23 protein-coding genes are annotated in these 25,894 nt (G+C 68.9%); 10 read left to right on the forward strand and 13 right to left on the reverse strand.

Translation table 11 applies throughout. The annotated features are described in order from the left end of the window. Positions 1-132: 132 nt before the first annotated feature. From cydB to BLR41_RS11595, 5 genes are all read right to left on the reverse strand, one after another. On the reverse strand, positions 133-1,140 hold the full coding sequence (cydB, locus tag BLR41_RS11575) for a cytochrome d ubiquinol oxidase subunit II (protein ID WP_092628080.1): 1,008 nt from the start codon (positions 1,138-1,140) through the stop codon (positions 133-135). Positions 1,141-1,258: 118 nt separating this feature from the next. Beyond that, positions 1,259-2,785, reverse strand: a complete 1,527-nt coding sequence (locus BLR41_RS11580) for a cytochrome ubiquinol oxidase subunit I (RefSeq protein WP_092628329.1) — start codon at positions 2,783-2,785, stop codon at positions 1,259-1,261. A 513-nt stretch (positions 2,786-3,298) separates the two neighbouring features. Further along, positions 3,299-4,000: an IclR family transcriptional regulator gene (locus tag BLR41_RS11585; RefSeq protein WP_092628081.1), complete on the reverse strand. Its 702-nt coding sequence runs from the start codon at positions 3,998-4,000 to the stop codon at positions 3,299-3,301. Between the two features lie 4 nt (positions 4,001-4,004). After that, a complete protein-coding gene (gene fahA / locus BLR41_RS11590; RefSeq protein WP_092628083.1) occupies positions 4,005-5,210 on the reverse strand; it encodes a fumarylacetoacetase in 1,206 nt (401 codons plus the stop codon). Further along, positions 5,207-6,070: a hypothetical protein gene (locus BLR41_RS11595; protein WP_245694078.1), complete on the reverse strand. Its 864-nt coding sequence runs from the start codon at positions 6,068-6,070 to the stop codon at positions 5,207-5,209. The genes fahA and BLR41_RS11595 overlap by 4 nt, the downstream gene beginning before the upstream one ends. 172 nt (positions 6,071-6,242) lie before the next feature. On the opposite strand from BLR41_RS11595, the gene BLR41_RS11600 reads away from it, so the two are divergent. From BLR41_RS11600 to BLR41_RS11620, 5 genes are all read left to right on the forward strand, one after another. After that, complete coding sequence (locus tag BLR41_RS11600; RefSeq protein WP_092628331.1) at positions 6,243-7,430, forward strand: homogentisate 1,2-dioxygenase; 1,188 nt, start codon at positions 6,243-6,245, stop codon at positions 7,428-7,430. A gap of 471 nt (positions 7,431-7,901) precedes the next feature. Next, the gene (locus tag BLR41_RS11605; RefSeq protein WP_092628084.1) at positions 7,902-8,672 is read left to right on the forward strand and encodes a DUF2470 domain-containing protein; all 771 of its coding nucleotides are present in this window, start codon (positions 7,902-7,904) and stop codon (positions 8,670-8,672) included. Positions 8,673-8,809: 137 nt separating this feature from the next. Then, on the forward strand, positions 8,810-9,637 hold the full coding sequence (locus BLR41_RS11610; RefSeq protein WP_218120085.1) for a CPBP family intramembrane glutamic endopeptidase: 828 nt from the start codon (positions 8,810-8,812) through the stop codon (positions 9,635-9,637). Positions 9,638-9,766: 129 nt separating this feature from the next. Then, on the forward strand, positions 9,767-10,951 hold the full coding sequence (locus BLR41_RS11615) for an arginine deiminase (protein WP_092628085.1): 1,185 nt from the start codon (positions 9,767-9,769) through the stop codon (positions 10,949-10,951). Positions 10,952-11,111: 160 nt separating this feature from the next. After that, the gene (locus BLR41_RS11620; RefSeq protein ID WP_092628086.1) at positions 11,112-12,266 is read left to right on the forward strand and encodes a GAF domain-containing sensor histidine kinase; all 1,155 of its coding nucleotides are present in this window, start codon (positions 11,112-11,114) and stop codon (positions 12,264-12,266) included. Between the two features lie 212 nt (positions 12,267-12,478). Here BLR41_RS11620 and BLR41_RS11625 read toward each other — a convergent pair whose 3' ends face one another. The 3 genes from BLR41_RS11625 to BLR41_RS11635 form a co-directional block, all read right to left on the reverse strand. Beyond that, positions 12,479-13,114 carry a response regulator gene (locus BLR41_RS11625; RefSeq protein WP_092628334.1) on the reverse strand — a complete coding sequence of 212 codons (636 nt, stop codon included), beginning with the start codon at positions 13,112-13,114 and terminating at the stop codon, positions 12,479-12,481. 106 nt (positions 13,115-13,220) lie between these two features. Beyond that, positions 13,221-13,745: a DoxX family protein gene (locus tag BLR41_RS11630; protein WP_092628088.1), complete on the reverse strand. Its 525-nt coding sequence runs from the start codon at positions 13,743-13,745 to the stop codon at positions 13,221-13,223. A gap of 132 nt (positions 13,746-13,877) precedes the next feature. Continuing rightward, complete coding sequence (locus BLR41_RS11635; protein WP_092628336.1) at positions 13,878-14,477, reverse strand: macro domain-containing protein; 600 nt, start codon at positions 14,475-14,477, stop codon at positions 13,878-13,880. Positions 14,478-14,625: 148 nt separating this feature from the next. On the opposite strand from BLR41_RS11635, the gene pheA reads away from it, so the two are divergent. Continuing rightward, positions 14,626-15,549 carry a prephenate dehydratase gene (pheA, locus tag BLR41_RS11640; protein ID WP_092628089.1) on the forward strand — a complete coding sequence of 308 codons (924 nt, stop codon included), beginning with the start codon at positions 14,626-14,628 and terminating at the stop codon, positions 15,547-15,549. Positions 15,550-15,663: 114 nt separating this feature from the next. Here pheA and BLR41_RS11645 read toward each other — a convergent pair whose 3' ends face one another. Continuing rightward, the gene (locus tag BLR41_RS11645) at positions 15,664-16,014 is read right to left on the reverse strand and encodes a metallopeptidase family protein (protein WP_092628338.1); all 351 of its coding nucleotides are present in this window, start codon (positions 16,012-16,014) and stop codon (positions 15,664-15,666) included. A 5-nt stretch (positions 16,015-16,019) separates the two neighbouring features. Beyond that, positions 16,020-17,051 carry a septum formation family protein gene (locus tag BLR41_RS11650; RefSeq protein ID WP_092628090.1) on the reverse strand — a complete coding sequence of 344 codons (1,032 nt, stop codon included), beginning with the start codon at positions 17,049-17,051 and terminating at the stop codon, positions 16,020-16,022. Between the two features lie 144 nt (positions 17,052-17,195). Here BLR41_RS11650 and serS point away from each other — a divergent pair, with 144 nt between their 5' ends. Continuing rightward, positions 17,196-18,455, forward strand: a complete 1,260-nt coding sequence (gene serS, locus BLR41_RS11655; protein WP_092628091.1) for a serine--tRNA ligase — start codon at positions 17,196-17,198, stop codon at positions 18,453-18,455. Positions 18,456-18,548: 93 nt separating this feature from the next. On the opposite strand, the gene BLR41_RS11660 is transcribed toward serS, so the two are convergent. Further along, a complete protein-coding gene (locus tag BLR41_RS11660) occupies positions 18,549-19,211 on the reverse strand; it encodes an endonuclease (RefSeq protein ID WP_092628093.1) in 663 nt (220 codons plus the stop codon). A 126-nt stretch (positions 19,212-19,337) separates the two neighbouring features. Then, positions 19,338-20,231, reverse strand: a complete 894-nt coding sequence (locus BLR41_RS11665) for an LLM class flavin-dependent oxidoreductase (RefSeq protein ID WP_092628094.1) — start codon at positions 20,229-20,231, stop codon at positions 19,338-19,340. A 123-nt stretch (positions 20,232-20,354) separates the two neighbouring features. Here BLR41_RS11665 and BLR41_RS11670 point away from each other — a divergent pair, with 123 nt between their 5' ends. Beyond that, positions 20,355-21,167, forward strand: a complete 813-nt coding sequence (locus BLR41_RS11670) for an HAD family hydrolase (RefSeq protein ID WP_092628096.1) — start codon at positions 20,355-20,357, stop codon at positions 21,165-21,167. Positions 21,168-21,213: 46 nt separating this feature from the next. Here BLR41_RS11670 and BLR41_RS11675 read toward each other — a convergent pair whose 3' ends face one another. Further along, a complete protein-coding gene (locus BLR41_RS11675; RefSeq protein ID WP_092628097.1) occupies positions 21,214-22,290 on the reverse strand; it encodes a peptidoglycan recognition protein family protein in 1,077 nt (358 codons plus the stop codon). A gap of 249 nt (positions 22,291-22,539) precedes the next feature. Between BLR41_RS11675 and glf the strand changes: the two genes are divergently transcribed. Together glf and BLR41_RS11685 are read left to right on the forward strand one after the other, a co-directional pair. Further along, on the forward strand, positions 22,540-23,727 hold the full coding sequence (gene glf, locus BLR41_RS11680; protein WP_092628098.1) for a UDP-galactopyranose mutase: 1,188 nt from the start codon (positions 22,540-22,542) through the stop codon (positions 23,725-23,727). A gap of 1 nt (position 23,728) precedes the next feature. Then, positions 23,729-25,780: a glycosyltransferase gene (locus BLR41_RS11685; RefSeq protein ID WP_218120086.1), complete on the forward strand. Its 2,052-nt coding sequence runs from the start codon at positions 23,729-23,731 to the stop codon at positions 25,778-25,780. Positions 25,781-25,894: the final 114 nt, after the last annotated feature.

Consider the following 25,894-nt stretch of genomic DNA (forward strand, 5'->3'; position numbering starts at 1 on the left):
CTCGGGTGCGGCTCTCGCGAGGACGGCCCCGACGTTGTGTAGTAACTACCCGAGGTCGGGCCTCCCCGCAGCGAGAGCCGTGCCAGAGGTTCCGCCAAGCGAGCACCCTCCACACCCGAGCAGACGAACCTCTCAAGCGGCGTGCACCGGAGGGATGTGCTTGGTCCCGATCCGCTTGCGGAACACCCAGTAGGTCCACCCCTGGTAGACCAGCACGGCCGGGGTCCCGAACGCGGCCACCCAGGTGACCACGGTCAGGGTGTAGGAGCTGGACGCGGTCTCGGCGATCGACAGCGACCACGCCGGGTCGAGCGTGGAGGGCAGCACGTTCGGCCACAACGCGCCGAACAGCGTCACCACCGCCCCGGCCAGCGCCACTCCCTGCAGCACGAACGCCTGGCCGTCGCGGCCCACCGCCTGCCGCGCGAGCGCGGCGAGCCCCGTCAGCAGCGCGATCAGCAGCGGAATCCAGGTCCAGGGCGCTCCTTCCCGCAGTTGGGCGACCAGCAGCAGCCCCACCACGGGCAGCAGCAGCGGGACCCCGAACCGCAGCGCGAAGCGGTGGGCCCGTTCCCGCACGTCGCCCTCGGTCTTCAGCGCCAGGAACGCGGCGCCGTGCAGCAACGAGAACGCCGCCACGGCCACGGCTCCGAGCACGTTGGGCAGCGTGAGGATGACCAGCGGGCCACCGACCCGGTCCCCGTTGGCGTCCAGCGGCAGCCCGAACACGGTCGCCGAGAGCACGAGGCCGACCATCAGCGGAGCGATCCACGAGGCGAGCACGATCACCGTGTCCCAGGCACGACGCCACCGGGCGGTGTCGACCTTGCCCCGGTACTCGAACGCCACGCCTCTGCCGATGAGCACCAGCAGCAGCACGGTGAACGGCAGGTAGGCGGTGCTCAGCAGCCCCGCGTACCAACCGGGGAACGAGGCGAACATGGCGCCGCCCGCCACGATCAGCCAGACCTCGTTGCCGTCCCAGACCGGGCCGATCGTGTTGATCAGCACGCGGCGTTCGGTCTCCCTGCGTCCCAGCACGGGAAGCAGCATGCCGACGCCGAAGTCGAAGCCCTCCAGGAAGAGGTAGCCCAGCCAGAGCAGGGCGATGATGCAGAACCAGACGGTCGGCAGGTCCATCAGGTCACTCCGGTGGTCGGGGCGGTGGGGCGTGCGCGGCTGATTCCGCGCGGGTTCGGCAGCGGGTCACACGTGGGGTTGGTGGGGGAGAGGGGCAAACCGGTCCTCCGGAGCGGCGTCAGTAGGCGAACGAGAGGACGTCGTCCGAACCGGAGCCGCCCGAATCGGAATCGTCCTCGGAGTCGTCGGAGGACTTGTGCGGCATCACTGACTCGAAACCTCCCCGCGCGTAGCGCACCATCAGGAACACCTCCACCACGAGCAGCACGCCGTAGACGGAGGTCAGCGCGATCAGCGAGGTCGTCATCTCGCCCGGCGAGACCCCGGAGGAGACGGCCTGCGCCGTGTACATCCAGACGCCGTCCACCCCCGAGGGATTGGGGTTGGGAGCCACCACGAACGGTTGGCGCCCCATCTCGGTGAAGATCCACCCGAACACGTTGGCCAGGAACGGGGTGGCGATGGAGGCCAGTGCCAGCGGTCCCCACAGCCGCCCGCGCGGGAACCTGCCGCCCCTGGTGAACCAGAGCGCGCCCAGGGCGGCCAGGGCGGAGACCGCGCCGAAGCCGATCATGAACCGGAAGCCCCAGTAGGTGACCGGCAGGTTCGGCTGGTACTCGATCCGCTCGCCCGCGAGATCGCCCAGCCGGGGGTCGTCCGGGTAGTGCGTGCCGTACTTCGCGGCGTACTCGTCCTGCAGCTGCCGCACGCCCTTGACCTCGGTGCTGAAGTCGCCGTGGGCGAGGTAGGAGAGCATGAACGGCACGGTGATGCTCTTGACGCTCTCGCAGTCGGGGCGGCTGACGTCCCCGTAGGCGAAGACCGAGAAGCTGGCGGGCTGTTCGGTGTGGCACAGCGCCTCCGCCGAGGCCATCTTGAGCGGTTGCTGCTCGAACATCAGCTTGCCCTGGATGTCGCCGGAGATCGCCAGGCCCACGAAGGAGAACAGCGCCACCCACGCGCCGACCCGCATCGACTTGTGCCAGACCCGGCGGTCCTCGTCGTGCGGCATGCCCTGCCGGTCGCGTTTCCAGACCTTCCAAGCGGCGATGCCGAGCACGAACGTGCCCGCCACCGCGAAGCACCCGAAGATCGTGTGCGGGAAGGCCGCGAGCAGGGTGTTGTTGGTCAGCACGGCCCAGATCGAGCTCAGCCTGGGCTCGCCGTCGACCATCTCGACACCGACCGGATGCTGCATCCACGAGTTGGCGGCCAGGATGAAGTAGGCCGAAGCCACGGTGGCCAGCGAGAACGCCCAGGCGCAGGCCAGGTGCACCCGCTTGGACAGCCGGTCCCACCCGAAGATCCACAGCCCGAGGAAGACCGATTCCACGAAGAAGGCGACGATGCCCTCCATGGCCAGCGGTGCCCCGAAGACGTCGCCGACGAACCTGGAGTACTCGCTCCAGGCCATGCCGAACTGGAACTCCTGCACGATGCCGGTCACCACGCCCATGGCGAAGTTGACCATCATGAGCTTGCCCCAGAACTTGGTCATCTTCAGGTACCGCTCGTTACCGGTGCGGTACCAGGCGGTCTGCATTCCCGCGACGAGGATCGCGAGGCCGATCGTCAACGGGACCATCAGGAAGTGATAAACCGTCGTGATCCCGAACTGCCACCTGGCGATGTCGAGAAGATCCACGCGTACCAGCCTGCCCCCGGAGCAGCTGGGGCTCACAGGACAAATCGTCCTCTTTCCCGCCGGGCGAGGGTCCCGGGGCGACCGGGACGTTGGTCCTGTCGGGGGAGGACCACTGGTCCGAGCCGGGGCGGATCAGGGCGCGATCAGGTGAGCGGCAGGGGCTTCACCCACGAATGAACGGAATTCTCACTCCGAAATCGCCCGTTGTAAACCGCCCGCCCGAAAAATCCACCAGCAGGGGACGCTCCGATTCGCGGCCCAGGCGGCCCGGGTGGGTGTCAATTTCCCACGAAATCGCCGCGCCCTCGCCGCGGAGCCGAGCTCCGAGCACTCCCGCAGGCCCAGCTCCCACCACTCACGCAATCGGCACCGCCGCGGGTTCTCCCGTGCGGCTCTCGCGAGGACGCCGGAGACGTTGTGTAGATCGCTACCCGATGTCGCCGGACCCGCAGCGAGAGCCGTGCGAGAGGTTCCGCCACGAAACCAGCTACGCAGACCGAGCCGACAATTCGACTACCCGAGAGCGTCGGAGACGGCGGAGCAGGTGCGCACGACCAGGGGTCCGACCTCGTCCGGCGAGAGCGGCTCCATGGCCACCACGCCCACGCTGGCGCGCAGGCCGGGCACACCACGTACCGGAGCGGCCACGCCGTACGCCCCCGGCTGGAGCTCGCCGACGCTGGCCACCCACTTCGGCCCCTCCTCCGAGAGGTCCACGGCGCGCCCCGCCGCACCGCGCTGCACGGAATGTCTGGTGCCCACGCGGTAGGAGACGTGATAGCTCGTCCAGGACGGCTCGACCACGGCGATGGCCTGGGCCTCGTTGCCGTCGGCGACGGTGAGGTGAACCGTGGCCCCCACTCGTTCCGCCAGCGCGCGCAGCGCGGGCAGTGCCGCGAACCGCAGCTGCGGCACCACCTTGCCCGCCAGCCACAGCACGCCGAGGCCCAGCCGGACCTTGGAGCCCTCGCGCCGAACCAGGCCCCGGCTCTGCAACGGGCCCAGCAGCCGATACACCGCCGCCCTGCTGACGCCGACGATGGTGGCGAGGTCGCTGATGGTGGGGGCCTCGCTGTCGGCGTCGGCCACCGCCTGCAGCAGGTTGAGGCCGCGCTCCAGCGTCAGCGAACTCTCCTTCGTCGGAGTGGCGCCGGCGGGCTCCCGCTCGGGGTCCGGAGTGGGATCCCCGGCGGATCGGGCCGAGCTCGTGCTCATCGGGTCACCTCCGAACCGCGGGCAGCACCGTGCCGGACACGTCCCCCAACCCGACCGGACGGCCGTGCTCACCGGGCGCCGTGGCGCTGATCGTCACGCGGTCGCCGTCCTGCAGGAAGGTGCGCTGCTCGCCGTCCTCCAGCGTAATGGGATCGGAACCGCCCCAGCTGAGTTCGAGCAGGCAACCCCGTTGCTCGGGCTCCGGTCCCGAAACCGTACCGGAGGCGAACAGGTCGCCCGGTCGCACCGTGCTGCCGTTGACGGTCAGATGCGCCAGCTGCTGCGCGGGCGACCAGTACATCTCCGCGAAGGGCGGTCGGGACAGCAGGGTGTCGTTGCACCGCACCTCCAGGCGCAGATCCAGGCCCCACGGCCGCTGCTCGACGAGGTAGTCCAGCAGCTGGTGATCGTAGCCGGTGGTGGGGACCCGGGCCTGTTCCAGCGCCGCCAGCGGGGTGATCCAGCCCGACACCGAGGTCGCGAACGACTTGGCCAGGAACGGACCCAGCGGCTGGTACTCCCAGGACTGGATGTCCCGGGCGGACCAGTCGTTGACCAGCAGGGCCCCGAAGACGTGTTCGTCGAATTCCTCGGGGCTCACGCACGAGGCCGGTTCGCCGCCGCAGACGAAGCCCACCTCCGCCTCGAAGTCGAGCCTGCGGGTGGGCCCGAACACCGGGGTGGGGTCACCGGAGACGCGGCGCTGCCCGTTGGGGCGGGCCACGTCCGTGCCGGAGACCACCACGGTGCCGGAGCGGCCGTGGTAGCCGACCGGCAGATGCGTCCAGTTCGGCAGCAACGGATCCGCTTCCCGGCGGAAGATCTTGCCGACGTTCTCGGCGTGGTGCCGGGAGGAGTAGAAGTCGGCGAAGTCGGCCACGGTGAACGGCATCAGCTGGGTGTGCCAGTCGGCGCGGATCAACTCGGCGTCCCGGGGACGTGAGTCGGCACCGACCAGCTCCAGCAGGCGTTCCCGCAGCTCGCGCCAGGCCGCCGGTCCCGCTGCGAGCAGCGGGTCCAACGAGTCGCCGGAGACGAGCTCGCCCACCCGCGGGCCGAGCTCGTCGGCGACGCTCCGCAGCGGGACGGCGTGTTTGCCCACCCGCACGGCCACCGTCGGACCCTTGGCGGTGCCCAGCACGCCGTAAGGCAGTGTCTGCGGCCCGAACGGGCGGTCCGGCGCGAACTCTGGGTCCTCGATCCAGGTCACAACAGTTCCAACTCGACGAGATCGGACACGGGGTCGATGGGCGAAGTCGCCCCGTACGAGGAGAACACGCTCCGGACCGCCTTCGCCGCCTCGTCGGAGAGCGAGCACGCTTCCTCGGTCAGTGCTCGCTCGTCGGTGCTGGCCAGGGCCGCGCGCACGTCCTGACCGGACAGGGCGCGCCCCACGGCCACCAGCAGGTTCAGGAAGCCGTGGTGCGGGAACCCGGTCTCCGAGTCGGTACGGCGAACCGCGCGGGGCATTCCGGCGGTCACCTTGAACGGAACCTCCAGCGTGGTGGCCACGGCCAGGAACTCGGCCACGACGTCGACGCTGGGGAAGGACTCGACGGTCTGGCCGCCCGACCGCAGTTTCGGCCAGCATCCGAACTCGGCGACCCGACGCACCCCGTCGAGCCATCCCTCGCCGCGTCGTGGTTCGACGACGCGAACCACGTCCTCCGGGACGAACTCGGAGACGCGTTCCAACCACACGTCGTCGACCTCGGACGGCCCGGGCATCTCGACCATCCGCAACGAGAGCAGTTCGTGTCGCCCCTCGATGATCGACAGTGCCTTCGGCACCTCACCGAGCCCGGTGTCGCAGACCAGCGACATGGGAACGGGCTCGGCCGGTTTGGTCTTGGCCAGTTCGGTGATCAGTTCCGGCAGGCGGGAGACCTGGCAGAGGATTGGCCCCAGTAACCCCGCGTACTCGCCGTCCCGCGCACGCAGGTGTTCCTCAACCGCCTGAGCGACGGACGCGTTGGCGGGCGGGAACAGCGAGGCATCGTCCACCAGACGTGCGAACAGGGGCGGAATACCGCGCGGACCGGGCGCGTGGAGTTCAACAGCGCTTGACACGAGTGTCACGCTAATGCCGTGCCGGGCAGTGAACAAAAGTGTCCGCAAAACGAACGCTTTGCGGGATCGCTCGATTCGTCGCCGGTTCGGGGCGAACCGGCGCTCGTTCGGCTGTCAGCCCGGGGTTTTTGCAGCGTTCGACTTCGCCGCACTCGATCGACCGGAGGCCGGTATGCCGTACTACCGCCAAGTGGGTCAGATTCCGCGCAAGAGGCACACGCGGTTCCGTCAACCGGACGGCAGCCTCTACGCCGAGGAACTGATGGGAATCGAGGGGTTCTCCTCGGAATCGGCTCTGCTGTACCACCGCGGACTGCCCACCGCGGTCCTCGCGGCCGAAGCGGTCCCCGAGCAGGGACGTGCCACCGAACCCAACCTGCCACTCCGGCCACGGCACTTCCGCACCGGAGAGCTCGCGTTCCCGAGCGGTGAGGCCGGTACCGACGCGGTCACCGGGCGCAGGCTGCTGTTCGGCAACAGCGACGTGTCGATCTGCTTCGCGGTGCCCGACACCACGAGCCCGCTCTACCGCAACGCGACAGGTGACGAGCTGTGCTACGTGCAGCGCGGCTCGGCACGATTCGAGACGATCTACGGCGCCCTGGAGGTCGCCGAGGGCGACTACGTGCTGCTGCCCGCCTCCACCACGTACCGGGTGGTGCCGCTGGGCGAACAACCGCCCCGGCTGTACCTCGTGGAAGCCACCGGGCACATCGGCCCGCCCAAGCGCTATCTCAGCGCCAAAGGGCAGTTCCTGGAGAGCTCCCCCTACTGCGAACGGGACCTGCGCGGCCCCACGGAGCCGCTGCTGCTGGAGGGCGAGCACGTGGACGTGCTGGTGCGGCACCACGACGGCCTCACCCGGATGACGTACGAGCACCACCCCTTCGACGTGGTCGGCTGGGACGGCTGCCTGTATCCGTGGGTGTTCAACATCGCCGACTTCGAACCGATCACCGGACGCATCCACCAGCCGCCGCCGGTGCACCAGACCTTCGAGGGGCCGAACTTCGTGGTGTGCTCGTTCTGCCCCCGCAAGGTGGACTACCACCCGGACTCGATCCCGGTGCCGTACAACCACGCCAATGTGGACTCCGACGAGCTGATGTTCTACGTGGGAGGCAACTACGAGGCGCGGAAGGGATCCGGAATCGGCATCGGCTCGCTGTCGCTGCACCCCTCCGGATGCAGCCACGGGCCACAACCGGGGGCGGCGGAGGCCTCGCTGGGCGCGGAGCGGTTCGACGAGACGGCCGTCATGATCGACACCTTCCGGCCGCTGCGGTTGGGCGAGGCGGCCACCGCATCGGAAGACCCCACCTACTACCGCAGCTGGGTCACCAACAAGCCGAATGGCTGAGCAAGTCGGCTCGGTGGGCCCGGCGGTGCGGGTGGCGGAACCTCTCGCACGGCTCTCGCCGTGTTGCTGTGCCGGTCGCTCTGGTGAGTTGGTCGGGTAGCCGGCACGTGAGTCGGCGCCTTGGGAGTGTGGGCCGGCTCTTGAGTAGCGACCTACGCGGCGAGCGGCCCGGCCTCGCGATGCATCCGACTCACGCACCGGGGACAATCGCGCTGCGAACCGCACGGTCGCTTCCCGACGGGGGTTCCGGGACCGGCGATTTCGCGAGAAATTTACGGCCACGGGGCCACGTCGCCCGAGCGGGGCGTCGATTTCGCGAGAAATCGACGTCGTTCCGGCCCCGGTCGACGGCGCGGCACACCGCACGCGGTTCCGACCCGCGGTGGTCCCTGATCGGGTCACTTCCACAACGGCGCCGACTGGGTTAGGGTTGCCTAATAAGTCCTGCTGTGCCGTCTCTGGAGGTGAGTGATGCCCGAGACCGCTCGCACGCCCGCGAAGCCCGAGGCTGCCGAGCGCGCCCGCACGATCGCCAAACGGGGCGGCAGAGCGGCGGTACAGCCTTCCGGCGTCGACGCCGAACGGGTTCAGCCGTTGCTGCACCACGTCCACCGGGACGGCACCGCCACGGTGCTGCTGTCGGACGGGCACCCCCTGGTCGGGGCGGTCTGGCAGGCGCCGCGCGGCGAATTCGGTGCCGTGCTGGAAGTGGCGGACTCCGCCCCGGTACGGCTGCGTGAACCGGTACGCGGGCTGATCTGGCTGACCGGATGGCTGCGCGTTCCCGGCAGCGGTGAACGGCACGAACGGGTGCTGCAAATCGCCGAGGAACGCCCCGATCCGCGACTGCTGGACGTCGGGCACGGCGTGACGGCACTGCGCCTGGAGTCCGTCTCGCTGGTACTGGCCGATTCCGAGGAGACCAGCTCGATCGACTCCACCGAGTTCGCCGCCTCGCGGCCGGACCCGTTCTGCCTCTACGAGGACGGCTGGCTCCGGCACCTGGAACTCTCCCACCGTGACGTGGTCGGACTGCTCACCCGCTACCTGCCGGAGCGGCTGCGGGGCGGGCACGTGCGGCCGCTGGGGCTGGATCGCTACGGGGTGCGGCTTCGAGTGGAATCGGCGGACGGGGACCACGACGTCCGGCTCGGGTTCTCCCGAGCGGTGGAGGACTCCGAGCAGCTCGGCGCCGAACTGCGGCGGTTGATGGGATGCCCGTTCCCGGCCGAGCAGCGGTGACCCGTCCAGCGGTGCTCATCCACCGGTGAGCACCGCCGGTGACCACCCACCGATGAGCGCCCGGTCGCTTCGGCGCCCGCCGTGCGTAACGGGCACGGCCACGCGCCCGGAAAACACCGGTCAGTAGGGTTCCCGGGGTGAGCACCAGTCACGGTCCCACCGCGCCGCGTTCCTGGTTACTGCCGAACCGACCCGAGCAACCGGCCCTGATCACCGATCCGGGCAAGCGCAGGGCGATCGTCGTCGAACTGGTGATCGTCTTCGCGATCACGCTCGGCATGGCGGGGTTGCAGAGCCTGCTGTCCCTGTTGGACGCGCTGCTGCGTCCCGAGTCACTGGACCAGCAGGCGGTGGCGCTCAACACCTCCCAGGCGCGGTTGGGACTGCTGGACCTGCTGGAACAGCTGGCGGGTGTGCTGCGCCTGTTCGCCTGGGCCGCTCTCGGCGTCTACCTGCTGTGGCAGGGCGGTATCGCGCTGCGAAAAGTGGGTTTCGACAACAGCAGGCCGGGGCGGGACCTCGCGGGAGGCGCCGGGCTGGCCGCCCTGATCGGCATCCCCGGTCTGGGGCTTTACCTGGTGGCGCACTCGCTGGGGCTGAACCTGGCCGTGCAGCCCTCCACCCTGGACGAGGCGTGGTGGCGGGCTCCGGTGCTGGTGCTTTCGGCGTTGGGCAACGCCGCGGCCGAGGAAGTGCTGGTGGTCTGCTACCTGCTCACCCGGTTGCGGCAGCTGGGCGCCACCGAGAACCGCGCCCTGTGGATCTCGGCGGTGCTGCGCGGCTCCTACCACCTGTACCAGGGATTCGGCGGTTTCATGGGCAACGTGGTCATGGGGTTGGTCTACGGTCGGGTGTGGCAGCGCACCAACCGGATCCACGCGCTGATCATCGGGCACGCGCTGATCGACGTCGTCGCCTTCGTCGGTTACGCCCTGTTGCGCGAGCAGGTGGGTTGGCTGCCCTGATCGCACACCCTCGGCGCAACGAACCGTTCCCGTCCTGCCGGAATCGGTTAACGATCCGTCGAATTTCGCGTCGGATGCGGCTATTCTCGCTCGATACGGCTAGGCTGCGGGACCGTGACGACCCCACACGTGACGAGCGAAGTCGGCCCGCTGCGCACCGTGCTGCTGCACCGCCCCGGCGGTGAGCTCAAGCGGCTCACCCCGCGCAACAACGACCAACTGCTGTTCGACGCGATTCCCTGGGTGGACCGCGCCGAGCAGGAGCACGACGCGTTCGCGGCGGTGCTGCGCGAGCAGGGCGTCGAGGTGCTGCTGCTCGACGAACTGCTGTCCGAGGCGCTGCGCGACCCGAGGGCCCGCACCGCCGCGCTGCACAGCGGCGTGGACGAACGCAGGCTGGGCGCCGAGGTGGCGGACACGCTGTGCTCCTACCTGTCCAGCATGGACGAGAAGACGCTCACCCGCGTTCTGGTGGCGGGAATGACCTTCGAGGAGCTGCCCGCCGCCGAGGGGCAGTCGCTGGTGCGTCGGATGCACCAGCCGCACGACTTCGCCATCGACCCGCTGCCGAACCTGCTGTTCACCAGGGATTCCTCGGTTTGGATCGACGACAGGGTGGCGGTGACCTCGCTGGCGATGCCCGCGCGGATCCGCGAGTCCGCGCTGACCGACCTGGTCTACGCCTACCACCCCAGGTTCGCGCAGTCCGCCCGTGCCTACGGTGCGCACTCCGCCCCGGTCGAGGGTGGGGACGTGCTGCTGCTGGCGCCGGGCGTGGTGGCCGTGGGGGTCGGGGAGCGCACCACTCCCGCGGGTGCGGAGTCGCTGGCCCGATCGCTGTTCGTCGACGGCCTCGCGCACACCGTGCTCGCGGTGCCGATCACGCAGACCCGGGCCTCGATGCACCTGGACACGGTGTGCACGATGGTCGACCACGACGCGGTGCTGATGTATCCCGCGATCCGCGATCACCTCACCGCCTACGTGCTGCGACCCGCCGGTGAGGGCATCAAGGTGTCCGGCCCCGAGCCGTTCCTCCGGGCTGCTGCCGAAGCGATGGAACTGGACCGGCTGCGGGTGCTCGACACCGGGCTCGATCCGGTCACCGCCGAGCGCGAGCAGTGGGAGGACGGCAACAACACGCTGGCGGTCTCCCCGGGAACGGTGGTGGCCTACGAACGCAACGTGGAGACCAACGCGCGGTTGGAGGAAGCGGGCATCGAGGTGCTGCGCATCAGTGGTTCCGAACTCGGCTCCGGACGCGGCGGGCCCCGCTGCATGTCCTCCCCGATCGCGCGGGACCCGCTGTACTGATCGAAGTCCTCCGCTCGGGTGGCCGGGTGCTCGCTCGGCGGAACCTCCCGCCGCGCGGCGATTCCGCGAGAGATCGCCGCCCCGGCGGAGGACTCCGGGTGTGAGGTTGCTCCTGCACCGAGCGCACGAAGCGCCGAATGGCTATAACGTCGTGGGTGCCATGGATTCGACGCTGGCCAGGCGAATGCTCGCCGCCTCCACCGAGATCACCAAGGCCGCCCTCGCGGAGGAGGATCCGGGGGCGGTGCTTCCGCTCGTGGTCCGGCGCGCCGCCGCGCTGGCCGAGGCGGACCTCGGGCTCGTGATGGTCCGCGACGAGCAGGACAACCTCACGGTGGAGGCGTCCCACGTCGGTCCGCACGCCCCCGAGCCGCTGACCGACCCGGTGGGTTCGGTGCTCTCACCGCACTCCGCCGCCTCCCAGGTGGCGCACGGCGGTGTACCGGTGGTGGTCGACGACCTCATCGACGATCCGATGACGGCTCCCTACGTCCCGTGGGCGCTGCGGGTGTACGGCCCGTTCGCGGTGGCCCCGTTCGGCACGCACGAACGGAGGTTGGGTGCGCTGGCGGTGTACCGCAGGCGGGGTGCGGACCCCTTCACCAGGGTGACCGTGGATCTGTTGACCTCGTTGGCAGCGCAGGCCGGGCTGGCGCTGGTACTGGCGGAGGGGTCCACCGCCCGGCAACGTGTCGCGGTCTACCAGGAACGCGAGCGGATCGCGCGCGACCTGCACGACGTGATCGTGCAACGGCTCTACGCGGCCGGGGTGCAGCTCAACGTGCTCGACCGCAGGATCGCCGCCGATCTGGATCCCGCGGACGCGAAGCGGCTGACCGAGATCACCGATCAGATCGATCAGACCATAGCCGAGGTGCGCGCGACCGTGCGCACGTTGACCTCCTCCGATCCCGAGCAGCCGACCCGGCCCCCGGACCTGGCGGAGTCGCTGCGCGGCGAGGTACGCATCGCGGGCGAGCTGCTCGGCGAACCGCCCGAGCTGGAGCTGTCCGGCAACCTCGACGATGTTCCGGTGACGGTGGCCGATCACGCACGCGCCGCGTTGCGCGAGGCGCTTTCCAACGTGGTGCGCCACTCCGGCGCCCGGAACGTGCTGGTCCGGGTGCGACGGACCTACGAGGGAATGCTGTTGCAGGTCACCGACGACGGCTGCGGTATTCCGCGGGACGTGACCAAGCGGGGACTGCGCAACATGGCGGAGCGCGCCACGGCCGCCGGAGGCAGCTGCACCATCGATTCCTCCCCGGACAGCGGCAGCACCGTCACGTGGCAGGTCCCACTCGCCGCGACCTGAGTCCGGCAAAGCTCGCCCCGCGCCCCGAGCACGTGCCGCGGCTCGGAACAGGCCCCGCGATTCCGGCCGGGTCCCGCGGCTCGACCGAGCACGTGGTTGCCGCTACCGGGCCCGAGCGCCGCTGGCAGCCGACCGCTCATTCCGCAGCCGATCAGCCCTCGGCAGCCGACCTCTGGCAGCCGACCTCTGGCAGCCGACCCTCTGGCGGCCGATCAGCCCTGTCTGCGGGCGTACCAGGCGGCTGCCTGGGTGCGGCGTGCCATCCCCAGCTTGGCCAGTACCGATGTCACGTAGTTCTTCACCGTTTTCTCGGCGAGGAACAGCCGTTTGGCGATCTCGCGGTTGCTCATGCCCTCGCCGATCAGCTCCAGCACCCGCTGCTCCTGTTCCGTCAGCGTGTCCAGCTCGTCCGGCGGTTTCTCGCTGTCCTCACGCATCCGGTCCAGTACCCGGCGCGTGGTCACCGGATCCAGCAGGGAGCGTCCCGCGGCGACCTCGCGGACCGCGTTCACGAGGTCCTGACCCCGCACCTGTTTCAGCAGATAGCCGGAGGCGCCCGCGTTGATCGCCCCCACCAGGGCCTGCTCGTCGTCGAACGCCGTCAGCACCAGGCAGCGTGGCGGTTCGGGTAACTCGCGCAGTCCGCGGCACAGCAGCAGCCCGTCGCCGTCCGGCAGTCGCATGTCCACGACCGCCACGTCCGGCTGATCCGCGCGTGCCCGGACGAGGCCCTCGTCCACGTTGCCCGCCTCACCGACGACGCTGACGTCCGGCTCGGTGTCCAGTAGATCGCGCAGCCCTCTGCGCACGACTTCGTGGTCGTCGACGAGCAGCACGCGTACCTGCACGGCCTCCACGCTACTGGCGTGCTCCGCCGTGCGGTCGGGCAGGGTGTCGACCGGTCGTTCCCTCGGGGTGGAACCGCGCCGACCCGCCCCGTGACACCGGCGGTTCCTAGTGCCGGAGCTTCCCGATGCCGCAGTTCTTACCGCCCTTGCCGGGTACGGCCTGCTGCGTCTGCTCGACGGCCCGGTGCGCGCCCTGCCGGGCCCGGTAGCCCACCGAGGGTTTGCCCTTCGTGTCCACCGCCGTGGTCAGCAGCCCGCCGAGCAGGCCGAGATTCTTCAGGAAGTGGATCTGCTGTGCGGCGCGCTGCTCCGGGTCCTCTATCTCCCAGAAGGCGTGCGCCGCGAGGGTAGTCGGCACCAGGCTGCCGCTGAGCAGCACCGCTGCCAACCGCGGCGCCTTGCCGAGCCCCAGCAGCACACCCGCCCCGATCTTCACGGCGCCGTCGATCTTGACCAGGGTTCGGGGGTTCGTGGGGACCTGTTGGGGCAGGCTGTCCTTGACCGGAGCGGTGGCTCGTTCCAACAGTGGGGTGGCCGCCTTGGCGTGGCCCTCGGTGTCGCGGAAGACTCCGATACCGCCCCAGACGAAGATCGAAGCCAACAGTGGGCGCGCGAGCCTGCGGATGAGCATCGACGAAACCTCCCGGGGTCCTTACACCTGGCCAGCCTGCGACGTGGCCGACATTACGCTTTCGAGCTCCGTTTCGCTCGGGGCGGAGTCGCCGCTCGACGAGGCTCGCGGGTGGGAGCGGCCGATGTGCGATCAGGCGGTGTCCACCCGTGCGAACACCTCGTCCCAGGCGGCCGCCGTCTGCTTGGCGCAGAGTTCGGGCGCCGCGCCGCCCACTCCGGTTCCCAGCCCGGGCAGCGCTATGGAGCGCACGACGTGGCGCACCGGTGTCCCGTTGTCCAACACCGCCCCGGACCACAGCCGAAGCATCGCCCTGGCTGCCAGGTAGGGGTGCACGGTGTCCCCCGGCAGTGTTTCGCCCGGTTCCCGCATCGTGGGGGCGCTGATCAGCCAGGTGGGTACTCGGCAGCCGGTGGGAACCAACAGCGCCTCACCGACCGGAAGCTCGCCCCCGTGGTAGGCGAGTACGGCACTGCGCACCTGTTGTTCCACATCGGGGAAAGCGTTCGCGTAGGCGGCGTCGATGCCGCCCCGCATCCACCCGTACGAGTTCGCCGGGCTGACCACGGCGTCGACGTGCGTGTCGAGCACCGAACCGTGGTGAACGCTGATGCCTTCCCGGCCGTAGGCGATGCTGTTCCACGCTGCGGCCAGCGGCTCGTCCAGTGCGCACAGGACCAGCCGCAGCTCCGGTTCCGCCCCGTATCTCGAGCGCTCCGAATCCGCGGTCACGTGCACAGCATCGCAGCCGGAACGGGTTTCGCGTAATTGGGTAGGTCACACTTCGGGGGCATGATCTTTACCACTAACGTGTGAACTGGGGTTTCTTCGGTACGCCCGGGTGACCACTCCCGCCGAAACTCGGCATAGGCTGGCAGGCGTGCCCCGAATCGCTTATCTCGGTCCGCAAGGCACGTTCACCGAACAGGCCGCGCGTGAGCTGACAGCGGACTTCGCCGCAGAGCTGGTCGCCTACGACACCGTGCACTCGGCGTTGGAGGCGGTACGTGCCGGGGAGGTCGAAGCGGCCGGTGTGCCGATGGAGAACTCCGTCGAAGGCTCCGTGCCGTCGACCCTGGACGCGCTGGTGGCGGGCGACCCGGTGGTGGCCGTCGCCGAGCTGGTGCTGCCGATCCGGTTCGACGTGCTGGTGCGCCCGGGAACCACCCCCTCGGAAGTCACCTCGGTGGCGAGTCATCCGCACGCACTGGCCCAGGTGCACGGTTGGTTGTCCCGGGAACTGCCCCGGGCGCAGGGCGTACCCACCGCTTCCACCGCCACCGCCGCGGTGGAGGTGGAGAACACCACCGCGGACGCGGCCGTGGTGGCTCCGGTCGCCCACCGGTACCACTCCCGACTCACCCGGCTGGCGAGCGACATCGCCGATGTGGACGACGCGGTCACCAGGTTCCTGCTGGTCCGTAGCCCGGGTCACCTGCCCGAGCCGACCGGGGCCGACCGGACCTCGATCGCCGTGGTCGCACACGACGAGGTGGGAGCGCTCGGGGAGGTGCTGTCCGAGCTCTCGCTGCGCGGCATCAACCTGAGCCGCATCGAGTCCCGGCCCACCAAGGACCGGCTCGGCGCCTACCGGTTCTTCCTCGACTTCGACGGCCACGTGGCCGACACCAGAATCGGCGACGCGTTGACCGGGCTGCACCGGCGCTGCTCCGAGGTGCGCTTCCTGGGCTCGTTCCCCAAGGCGGACAACAAGCCCGTCAGCGTGCGGGCGGCCGACTCCGAGCAGGCCTTTCGCCGCTCGATGCGGTGGCTGAGCGAGGTGCGCGAGGGCAGAACCGCCTGAGCGGCGGTCCGGTACCGGCCCCGACCCTTACTGGCCTCTACCCACTGCCGGGCCCGCCCGTTGCCAACCCCGGCCCGCTGCCGACCCCGGTCCGCTGCCGACCCCGGTCCGCTGCTATCCCCAGCCGAGCGCGTGCAGCTTCTCCTCGTCCAGCCCGAAGTGGTGCGCCAGTTCGTGCACCACGGTCACCGCGACCTCGTCGACCACGTGCTGTTCACTGGAACACATCTCCAGCAGCGGTTCGCGGTAGATCGTGATCCTGTCCGGCAGCACTCCGCCGTAGCTGCTGTCGCGCTCCGTCAGCGCGATCCCCTCGTAGAGCCCGAGCAGCGACTCGTCGTCCGGGTTGCGGTCCTCCACGAGGATGACCACGTTGTTCAGCTCCCGCAGCAGCTGCTGCGGCACCCGGTCCAACGCGTCGCCGACCAGCTCCTCGAAACGCTGGGACGACATTTCCACCGGCATCTCGCTCACCTCTGGCCGTCGGCGGGAACTCCCGGTCGGGGTGTCTTCTCGGGTGCGGGCTGGTCACTGATGGAGATCTCGCCGGTGACGCTGCCCGTCACCGGGGCGAATCCGCCGTCGTCGAGTGTGGCCGCCACCTTGCAGTTGACCTTGCGCGATCCGGCCTGCCAGCTCTCCTTCGAGAGGTTGTCCCAGTAGAGCGACAATCCCTTGTCCTCGGCCACGTTCTTGCCGCCCGCGTAGTCGGCCAGCTGTTTCTGACAGGTCGTGAGCAGGAACTCGTCCTGCTTCTCGGTGGCGGGATGGCCGCCCTCGAACTTCTGGCTCAGATCGGCGACTCCGGTCATCTCCACCGAGTGCGGTTTCGAGCACTCCACGGGCGAGGAGACCGAGGTGCCGCTGATCCCCAGGCAGGTGCCCACCTCGTAGATGTCGGACTGGTCGAGGGAGTCGACCTTGCCGGTGAAGCGGTACAACTGACCGGCCGGGCCCGGCTGCTGCAGCGCGCAGTGCAGCGTGCGGTCGCCGTCGTTCCAGCTCTGCTTGCTCGGCAGGAAGGCGCTGACCTCGAAACGGCCGTTCGGGTCGAAGCCGTTCCCCAGGTACTGCCGGGCCACGTCGGAGCAACGCTTCGTCTTGATCTCGTTGAACACCTCGGTGTTGGGGAACTCGGCATCGGGACCGAACCGGGCCCACACCTCGGTGGTCCCGGTCATCTCGAACAGGTGGGGTTCGGAGCAGGGGACCTCGCTGATGTCGCTGGCATCCGGCTGGGTCCAGTTCAGGCAGGTCCCGGCCGGTGCCTCGAAGTCGGGAGGCGGGGCCGTCGTGGTTGGCTGCTGCGCCAGCCCTGGGGGCGGGTTCTCGGCGGAGGGCCAGTTCAGCAGCGCCGCTACCGTGAACACCAGCAGGGCACCGATAACGGCCATGATCATCACCAGTCGTGCGTTCGCGGCTCCCTGCCGGCTCCGACCGCCGCGGGAGGGATTCGTACTGCCGGAGTTCTGCTCCGACGGTGATTCGGGGGGCTCGGCCATCACTCCTCCATACTGCCTAACCCGACATCGGAACGCGCACAGCACGGTGTGTTTCGCGCCCGAGGGGGTGCGGATCGCGCCCGTGGGCGCGCGGGGCCACCCAGGCTGGGGCACACCGGCCGCGACAAGCTAGGCTGACCTGCCGTGATCGACCTGAAGACGCTGCGCGAGGATCCCGACGCCGTGCGCGCTTCGCAGCGCGCCCGCGGGGAGGACTCCGCTCTGGTGGATGCACTGCTCGCCGCCGACGAGCGGCGCAGGTCAGCGGTGGCCGGCGCCGACGAGCTGCGTGCCGAGCAGAAGCGGATGGGCAAGGAAGTCGGCAAGGCGTCGGGCGAGCAACGCGACAGGCTGCTCGCCGAGGCCAAGGAGCTCGCCAACAGGGTCAAGGAGGCCGAGGCCGAGCAGACCGCCGCCGACGCCGAACTGGAACGGGCGCAGCGAGCTGTCTCCAACATCATCGAACCCGAGACCCCACACGGGGGCGAGCAGGACTACGTCGTGCTCAAGCACGTCGGCACGCCGCCCGATTTCGACTTCGAAATCGCCGATCACCTCGAACTGGGTACCTCGCTGGGTGCGCTGGACATGGAGCGGGGAGCCAAGGTCTCCGGGGCGCGGTTCTACTTCCTCACCGGTGTGGGGGCCCAGCTCGAACTGGCGCTGCTCAACATGGCCGCGGCCAGTGCGACGGCGGCCGGTTTCACGCTGACGGTGCCGCCGGTGCTGGTTCGCCCCGAGGTCATGGAGGGAACCGGCTTCCTGGGGGCGCACTCCGACGAGGTCTACCGGCTGGAGCAGGACGACCTGTACCTGGTCGGCACCTCCGAGGTCCCGCTGGCCGGCTACCACCAGGGCGAGATCCTCGACTTCACCGCGGGCCCGCGTCGCTACGCCGGCTGGTCCACCTGCTTCCGCAGGGAAGCCGGGTCCTACGGCAAGGACACCCGCGGCATCATCCGGGTGCACCAGTTCAACAAGCTGGAGATGTTCTCCTACTGCCCGCCGGAGCAGGCCCGCGAGGAGCACGAGCGGCTGCTGGCGCTGGAGGAGGAGATGCTGGGCAAGCTCGAACTGGCCTACCGGGTGATCGACACCGCCGCGGGCGACCTCGGCGACAGCGCCGCCCGCAAGTTCGACTGCGAGGCGTGGATCCCCAGCCAGGGGGAGTACCGCGAGCTCACTTCCACCTCCAACTGCACCACGTTCCAGGCACGGCGCCTGAACGTCCGCTATCGCGACCCGGACGGGGCGAACCGGATCACCGCCACGCTCAACGGGACGCTGGCCACCACCCGCTGGATCGTGGCCATCCTGGAGAACCACCAGCGGTCCGACGGCTCGGTTCGGGTTCCGGAGGGGCTGCGCCCCTTCATGGGCGGTGTCGAGGTCCTGAACCCGTAGTCGCCACCCGGTTCCGGACCTCCCGCCGCGAGAGCGGACGGGAGGTTCCGTTGGGAAGCCCCCGGGATGGGGCGCGAGCCGGGCCTCCTGCGCTCACCCGGTGGCGGCGGTTCGGCCGGTGGCGGAGGGTTGCTCGACCTTCTCCGCCGTCCCCTTCTCCAGCGTCACGCGTACGCAGGCCGCTGCCAGCCGGGCCAGCTCCTCCGCCTCGGCGAGTTCGGCGAGTTCCGCGGCCCTTCCCGGCAGGCCGACCCGCTGCGCGCCTGTCAGGGCCTTCTTGTCGAAGTAGGGGCGCAGCTCCGGCCACACCGCCTGTGCCTCGCGGCAGAAGATGTCGGCCCCCACCGGCCCCAGCTTCGGGATCCCGCGCAGCGCGGAACGCAGTTTCGCGGGGTCGCCCGCTGCCTCGGTTCGTATGTTGCGCGGATCGCCCGCGTACTCGTCCCGCAGCAGTTCCGCCCCCTGGCCGAGGGCGGTGGCGGTGCTCTCGTCGTAGCGGACGTAGTGGCCGCGTCCCAGCGCGTCCACCCGCTGCTGCCAGGTGGCGCGCAGCATCCGCTCCGGCGTGTCGAACTCGGCGAGCTCGCGGGCGGCGGCCACCGCGATCTCGGCCTTGATCCGGGTGGACAGCAGCACCGACAACACCAACAGTCGGTACAGCGGTTCCGGTCGGTTCCGCAGCGTGATGTCCGCCTGGGCGGCGTAGGTCGTGCCCGCCACGTCCAACAGGCGGCGGGCCGTGCTTCGTGTGTTCATGGGCCGGGATCTCCCGACGGCGAGGTTGTCGATTCCGAGCGGTTCGTCCGGTGGATACCCGACACGACCCGTCGGTATCCGCGTTGCCGGAAGCGGTTTCCCCGGCAGGGGGCCTCCGGCGGCGGGTCAGTGCTCCTTCAGACCGGGCAGTACCTCCGATGCGATCTCCTCCAGCACCGATTCCCGTCCCGCGAACGGTGCCTCCGTCCGGGGCCAGTGCACGATCACGTCGGTGAATCCCAGTTCGCCCGCTCTGCCCAGTACGTCCCTGAAACGCTCGACGCTGCTGAGCGAGTAGACCGCGCCCGCGTCGGCGTTCAGGTAGCGCGGCACCCTTCCCGGCACGCGCCCCCGCTCCCGCAGTACTTCCTCGAAACGTTCCGTGTTGTCCCGCAGCGAACGCCACCACGCCTCGTCGTCGGTCACTTCGGTACCCGACCCGCGGCCGTTCGTCACCCAACCGTTGCCGAACCGCGCGGCGAGGTGCATCGCACGGGTGCCCTCGGCGGCCACCACGAACGGGACACGCGGCGTCTGGACGCAGCCCGGGGAGCGCCGCGCCTCCACCGCCGAGTAGTACTTGCCGTCGGAACTGACGTTGTCGTTCGTGAGGATCGAGTCCAGCAGCTCGGTGAACTCCCCGAAACGCTCGACCCGATCGGAGGTGGACAGGGGCTCGGTTCCGAACACCCGTTCGTCGAAACCACTGCTTCCCGAGCCGAGACCGAGCAGGAAACGTCCGTCGCTGACATCGTCCAGCGCGGTCACCTCGCGGGCGAAATGCACCGGGTGTCGGAAATTGGGGGAACTCACCAGCGTGCCCAGCTTGATCCGGGAAGTCACGGTGGCCGCCGCCGTGAGGGTGGGAACCGCGTCGAACCACGGTTTGTCCACCAACGATCTCCAACCCACGTGGTCATAGGTCCAGGCGTGGTCGAAGCCGTACTCCTCCGCCATACGCCAGAGCGGCTCCGCGGCCCACCATCGGTGTTCGGGCAGAATCACTATCCCAACGCGCACACTCGTGACCGTATACGTTCATGCCGCTCCGCTACGAGAGGTAGCCACGGCGTAGGCGGCATATTCCATGAAAGTGGTGCGCATCGCGTCCCGATAACCGGCTCGGCACGGCAGAATGGTCTGGTGCGCAGACCATCCCTTGTCGCTTCCGACGTCGACGGAACCCTGCTGGACCCCGCGGAGCGGGTCAGCGAACGCACCGCGCGCAGCGCGCGCGGCGTGCATGACTCCGGAACCCCGTTCGTGCTGGTCACCGGTCGTCCGCCTCGGTGGGTCCCGCGAATCGTGACCGGTCTCGGCGTGGCCGGCACAGTCGTGTGTTCCAACGGTGCGGTGCTCTACGACGCGGCCGCGGACCGTGTGCTGCACAGCACGCCGATCGAGCCGACAACCCTGCGGGAGGTGACCGGCGAGCTGCGCGAGGCCCTCCCGGGGTGTTCCTTCGGGGTCGAGCGAGCCACCAGCGGCGCGCACGACCGGTTGGACCAGCAGTTCATCGCCGAGTCCGCGTTCCACCGCTGCTGGCCCAACCCGGATCTGCGGATCGCGGTCCAGCACGAACTCGTCGGTGTGCCGGTGGTGAAGTTGCTGGTCATGCACGAGCGGATGACCAGTGCCGAGATGGCGCCCTTCGCGGAGGAACTGATCGGGGGACGGCTGGAGATCACCTACTCCACCGGGGCCGGGCTGCTGGAGCTGTCCGCGCCCGGCGTGAACAAGGCGGCGGGGCTGGCGCGGGTGGCCGAGCAACTGGCGGCTGAGCCCCCCGACATCATCGCGTTCGGCGACATGCCCAACGACATCCCCATGCTGGAGTGGGTGGGGCACGGCGTGGCGGTCGGCAACGCGCACCCCGAGGTCCGCCAGGTCGCCGACGAGGTGACCACCAGCAACACCCACGACGGGGTGGCAACCGTGCTCGAACGCTGGTGGTGACCTCCTGCTGGAGGCGGCTCGGTTCGCTACGCGAACCGGCGACGGATCATTCGGCCGAGGCCTGTCTGATGGTGGCCATCCGGTCGTAGACGTTTTGACCGGGGCAGGCGGTGTCGCCGACGTCGCTGTGGGTGAAGATCCGGGGCAACGTGACCGAGGTGCCCTCGGGGTACTCGTTGCCCTTACCGCCCCCGGAGACCAGCGTGGTTTGGCCCAGCGGATCACGACCGACGGTGCCGAGTTTCCAACCCGCGATCCTGCCGGTCGAACGAAGCGCGCTGTCGGTCGGGTGGGCGGTCTCGAAGTTGCCGATCAGCGCCACCCCGAAGGTCTGGCCGTTGAATCCCTTGGTGTGGCCACCCACCACGTGGCGGCGCAGCCCGTCGGTACGGCCAGCGAAGATCGTCCCGCACTTGTCCACCAACGCGTGGTAGCCGATGTCGCCCCACCCGAGCTCCACGGCGTGGTAGTGATACAGCCCCCTGACCACCTCGGCGGAACGCGCGCAGGTGTAGTCGTTCGTCTCCACGGTGTGGTGCACGATCGCCGCTCGTGTGGTGGCCGAGTACTCCGGTGGCCAGCGCATCAGGCTCTCGTCGGCGCCCCACTCCGCGCGGGTTACCACCGGTGGCCGTGCGCTCCGCCGTTCGGGTTCCGAGCGCACCGGCTCCGTGCCCGGCGTGATCGCGATCAGTTCCAGTTCCCCGGTCACGTGCTCGCCCGCCCGCACCGCGCGTATCCGGATGCGGGAGCTCGGCCCGGTCCACCAGGCACCGCTGGCGCCTGCCGCGCCGGAGACATCCTCCCCGCCGTGTCCCGCGGAGCGCAGTGGTGACAGCTCGTGCCAGGAGCTCCAGCTTCCGTCCTGCCAGTACTGGGCCGCTGTGTGGTCCGGGGCTTTCCCGTCCCAGGTGACAGCGACCATGCTGAACTGTTCTCGGGTCCGTACCGTGCGGACGCCCGGTGCTTCCCGCGTGCCCGGTGCCTCGGAGAGCGCTCGGTGCACCGCCGTGGTTTCCCCGCGGTCCGGGTTCGCTCGTTCCGTGGTCGAACCGGCTGCGCCGGTGGTCAGCAGGGTGGTCGTGGCCAGTGCGATGGTTCCGACGATCAAACCGCGGAGCATAAGTCGCCTCGCTCACATTGCCGGTGGGCCGGGCGGTAGTTGTCGGTGGGCCCGGACGGTGGTTTTCGATGTGAGTCGTTCACACCATCGCGGGGCAGTATGCGACCGAATCACTTCACGCGCCCGACGGAGTTCACGCGCCCGGCGGAGCGAGCCGTTTTCCGAAGCCGCGATCGCGAAACCGACACGATCAGTCGCTGATGGCACGCGGTTTCGGCACCCGATCGGTCTAACGCTACCCTCGCGGCTGTGAGCTTCGGAGGTTATGACCTGATAATCGTAGGTTCCGGATTTTTCGGACTTACGATCGCTGAACGCGCCGCCACCCAGTTGGACAAGCGAGTACTGCTGCTGGAGCGAAGGCACCACATAGGTGGCAACGCCTACTCCGAGGCCGAGCCGGAAACCGGTATCGAGGTGCATCGTTACGGTGCGCATCTGTTCCACACCTCGAACAAGCGCGTGTGGGACTACGTCACCCGCTTCACCGACTTCACCGACTACCAGCACCGGGTCTTCACCCGGTACCAGGGACAGATCTACTCCTTCCCGATGAACCTCGGGCTGATCTGTCAGTTCTTCGGACGTGCCTTCACTCCGGACGAGGCGAAGGCGCTGGTCGCGGAGCAGGCTGCCGAGATCGAGACCGCCGACGCCAAGAACCTCGAGGAGAAGGCGATCTCGCTGATCGGTCGTCCGCTCTACGAGGCGTTCGTACGCGGTTACACCGCCAAGCAGTGGCAGACCGACCCCAAGGAACTGCCCGCTGCCAACATCACCCGGCTGCCGGTGCGCTACAACTTCAACAATCGTTACTTCAGCGACACCTACGAAGGCCTGCCGGTGGACGGTTACACCGCCTGGCTGCGTCGGATGGCCGATCACCCCAACATCGAGGTGCGGCTGGAAACCGACTACTTCGACGTGCGCGACCAGTTGCCCGACGTGCCGGTCGTCTACACCGGGCCGCTGGACGGTTACTTCGACTACTCCGCCGGTGAGCTCGGCTGGCGAACTCTCGACTTCGAGACCGAGGTCGTGCAAACGGGTGACTTCCAGGGCACGCCGGTGCTGAACTACGCCGACGAGGAGATCCCTTACACGCGGATCCACGAATTCCGGCACTTCCACCCGGAGCGGGATTACTATCCCAATGACAAGACCGTGATCGTTCGGGAGTACTCGCGGTTCGCCGAGAGCGGCGACGAACCCTACTATCCGATCAACACGGCCGAGGACCGAGCGAAGCTGGAAGCCTACCGTGATCTGGCCAAACGGGAGGCGAAGGAGCGCAAGGTGCTCTTCGGCGGCAGGTTGGGCACTTACAAGTACCTGGACATGCACATGGCCATCGGATCCGCGCTGAGCATGTTCGACAACAAGGTTTACCCCTACTTCACCGAGGGCCGCTCGTTGGACGGCTCGATGGAGGACTGACGTGACTGACCGGACTTCTCCGACCGAGCCTGACCTGGCCGAGTCGGATCAGTTGGAGCAGGACGCCGCGGAGCAGAACTCCCCGGAACAGGGCACGGCGGTTTCCGGAGCGGAGAGTGACTCCGCGGACGCCGTGGGTGAGAGCAAACTCGCCGATTCGGCCACGGTCCGCACCGGCGGCAAGCGGATCGGCGCGGAACAGGTGCTGCAGCGGGTGTTGCTGCCCCGTTCCGAGGACCCGATGGATGCCCGTCCGCTCTACCTCGACGAACCGGAAGCCGCTTCGCAACACGCCACCGTGTTGTCCCGCCGATCGCTGCGTGTTCCGGTACACACCAACATCTCGTTCGCCTCGTACTTCAACGCGTTCCCCGCCAGTTACTGGAAACGCTGGACGAAGCTCGACGAGGTGGTGCTACGGCTCAAGGTTCGCGGCTCGGGCAGGCTGGATGTTTACCGCTCCAAACCGAACGGCGACATCGTGCACCTGGAGGGGACGGCCGTATCCAGTCCGAAGTCCTGGCGTCGGCTGGAGTTCCGCATCTCGCTCAAGCCCTTCGAGGACGGCGGCTGGATCTGGTTCGACCTGTTCACCAACGAGGGCGACATCGAGCTCGACGAGGCGGCCTGGACCACCGACCTCAAACTGCCGAAGCAGCGGGTCGTGGTCGGCACCACCACCATGCGCCCGGACGACTGCGTGCAGACGCTGCAGACCCTGGGTGAGGACTCACAGGTCCTCGACCTCGTCGAACGTGTGGTGGTGGCCGACCAGGGGGCGCAGAAGATCCGCGAGACCGAGGGCTTCGACGAGGCCGTTCGCCGGATCGGTGACAAGCTTCACGTCATCGAGCAACCCAACCTCGGCGGTTCCGGTGGGTTCACCCGCGTGATGTACGAGGGGATCTACAACTCCGACGCCGAACAGGTGATGCTGTTCGACGATGACATCGCGATGGAGCCGGACGGCATCCTGCGCTCCAACGCCTTCGCACGCGCCTCGGTGCAGCCGGTGGTCGTCGGTGGGCACATGCTCAATCTCCAGGCCAGGTCACGGCTGCACACCATGGGTGAGGTCGTCGATCTCGGCGCCGCGATGTGGCGTGCCGCACCCGGAGCCGCCACCGACCACGACTTCGCCCAGTACCCGCTGCGAAAGAGCAGGAAGCTGCACAAGCTCATCCACTCCACCTACAACGGGTGGTGGATGTGCCTGTTCCCGAGGGAGGTCATCGAGCAGACCGGTCTGCCGCTGCCGCTCTTCCTCAAGTGGGACGACGCCGAGTACCACCTGCGGGCGGGTGAACGCGGTTATCCGACCGTTTCGCTGCCCGGTGCCGCAGTCTGGCACATGCCCTGGACGGACAAGAACGACGCGACGGACTGGACGGCCTACTTCCACACCCGCAACAGGCTGATCCTCGCCGCGCTGCACAGCCCGGACGACGTGCGCAAGAACCTGGTCAAACAGAGTCTCAAGCTCACGTTGCGGCACCTGTTCTCCATGGAGTACTCCACGGTCGCGGTGCAGCTCAAGGCGGTGGAGGACTTCCTGGCCGGGCCGGAGGGGCTTTTCGACAGCCTGCGTACCGCGTTACCCGAGGTTCGCAAGCTTCGTGAGCACTACTCCGACGCACAGACCTACTCCTCCGCGGGAGAGCTACCGACTCCCTCCGCCAATCCCGCCATGGCCGAAGCACTGTTGGATCCGCCGGTGCACCCGGTGCGGATAGCCAAGCGTGCCTCCCAGGCGTTGCTGCACAACCTCAAGGCCCCCGATCCGAACGCCAAGAACCGGCCGCAGCTGAACATCCCCTCCTCGAACGCGCTCTGGTTCCTGCTCGGTGCGCTGGACAGTGCCACCGTATCCACCGCGGACGGGAGCGGTACCGTGTTCCGGCGACGTGACCCGGACGAGTTCCGCAGGCTCGGCAGGCGTGCCCTGGCGGACTACCGCAAGCTCGTCAGTGAGTGGCCGCGGTTACGGGACGCCTACCGCCAGGCGCTGCCGGAGCTGACCAGCCCGGAGTCCTGGAAGCGGATGTACGAGTGATTCGAAGCGAATCCGAGCGTCGGGCACTACCGGGTGCGCCGGTCCGGGGCCGGAACACCGGCCCCGGACGGGTCCCCGGAGTGGACGCACCTCGGCAGGAGAGGAAGCCGGAGA

The sequence above is a fragment of the Actinopolyspora mzabensis genome, assembly GCF_900101095.1.
Taxonomy (GTDB): Bacteria; Actinomycetota; Actinomycetes; order Mycobacteriales; family Pseudonocardiaceae; genus Actinopolyspora; species Actinopolyspora mzabensis.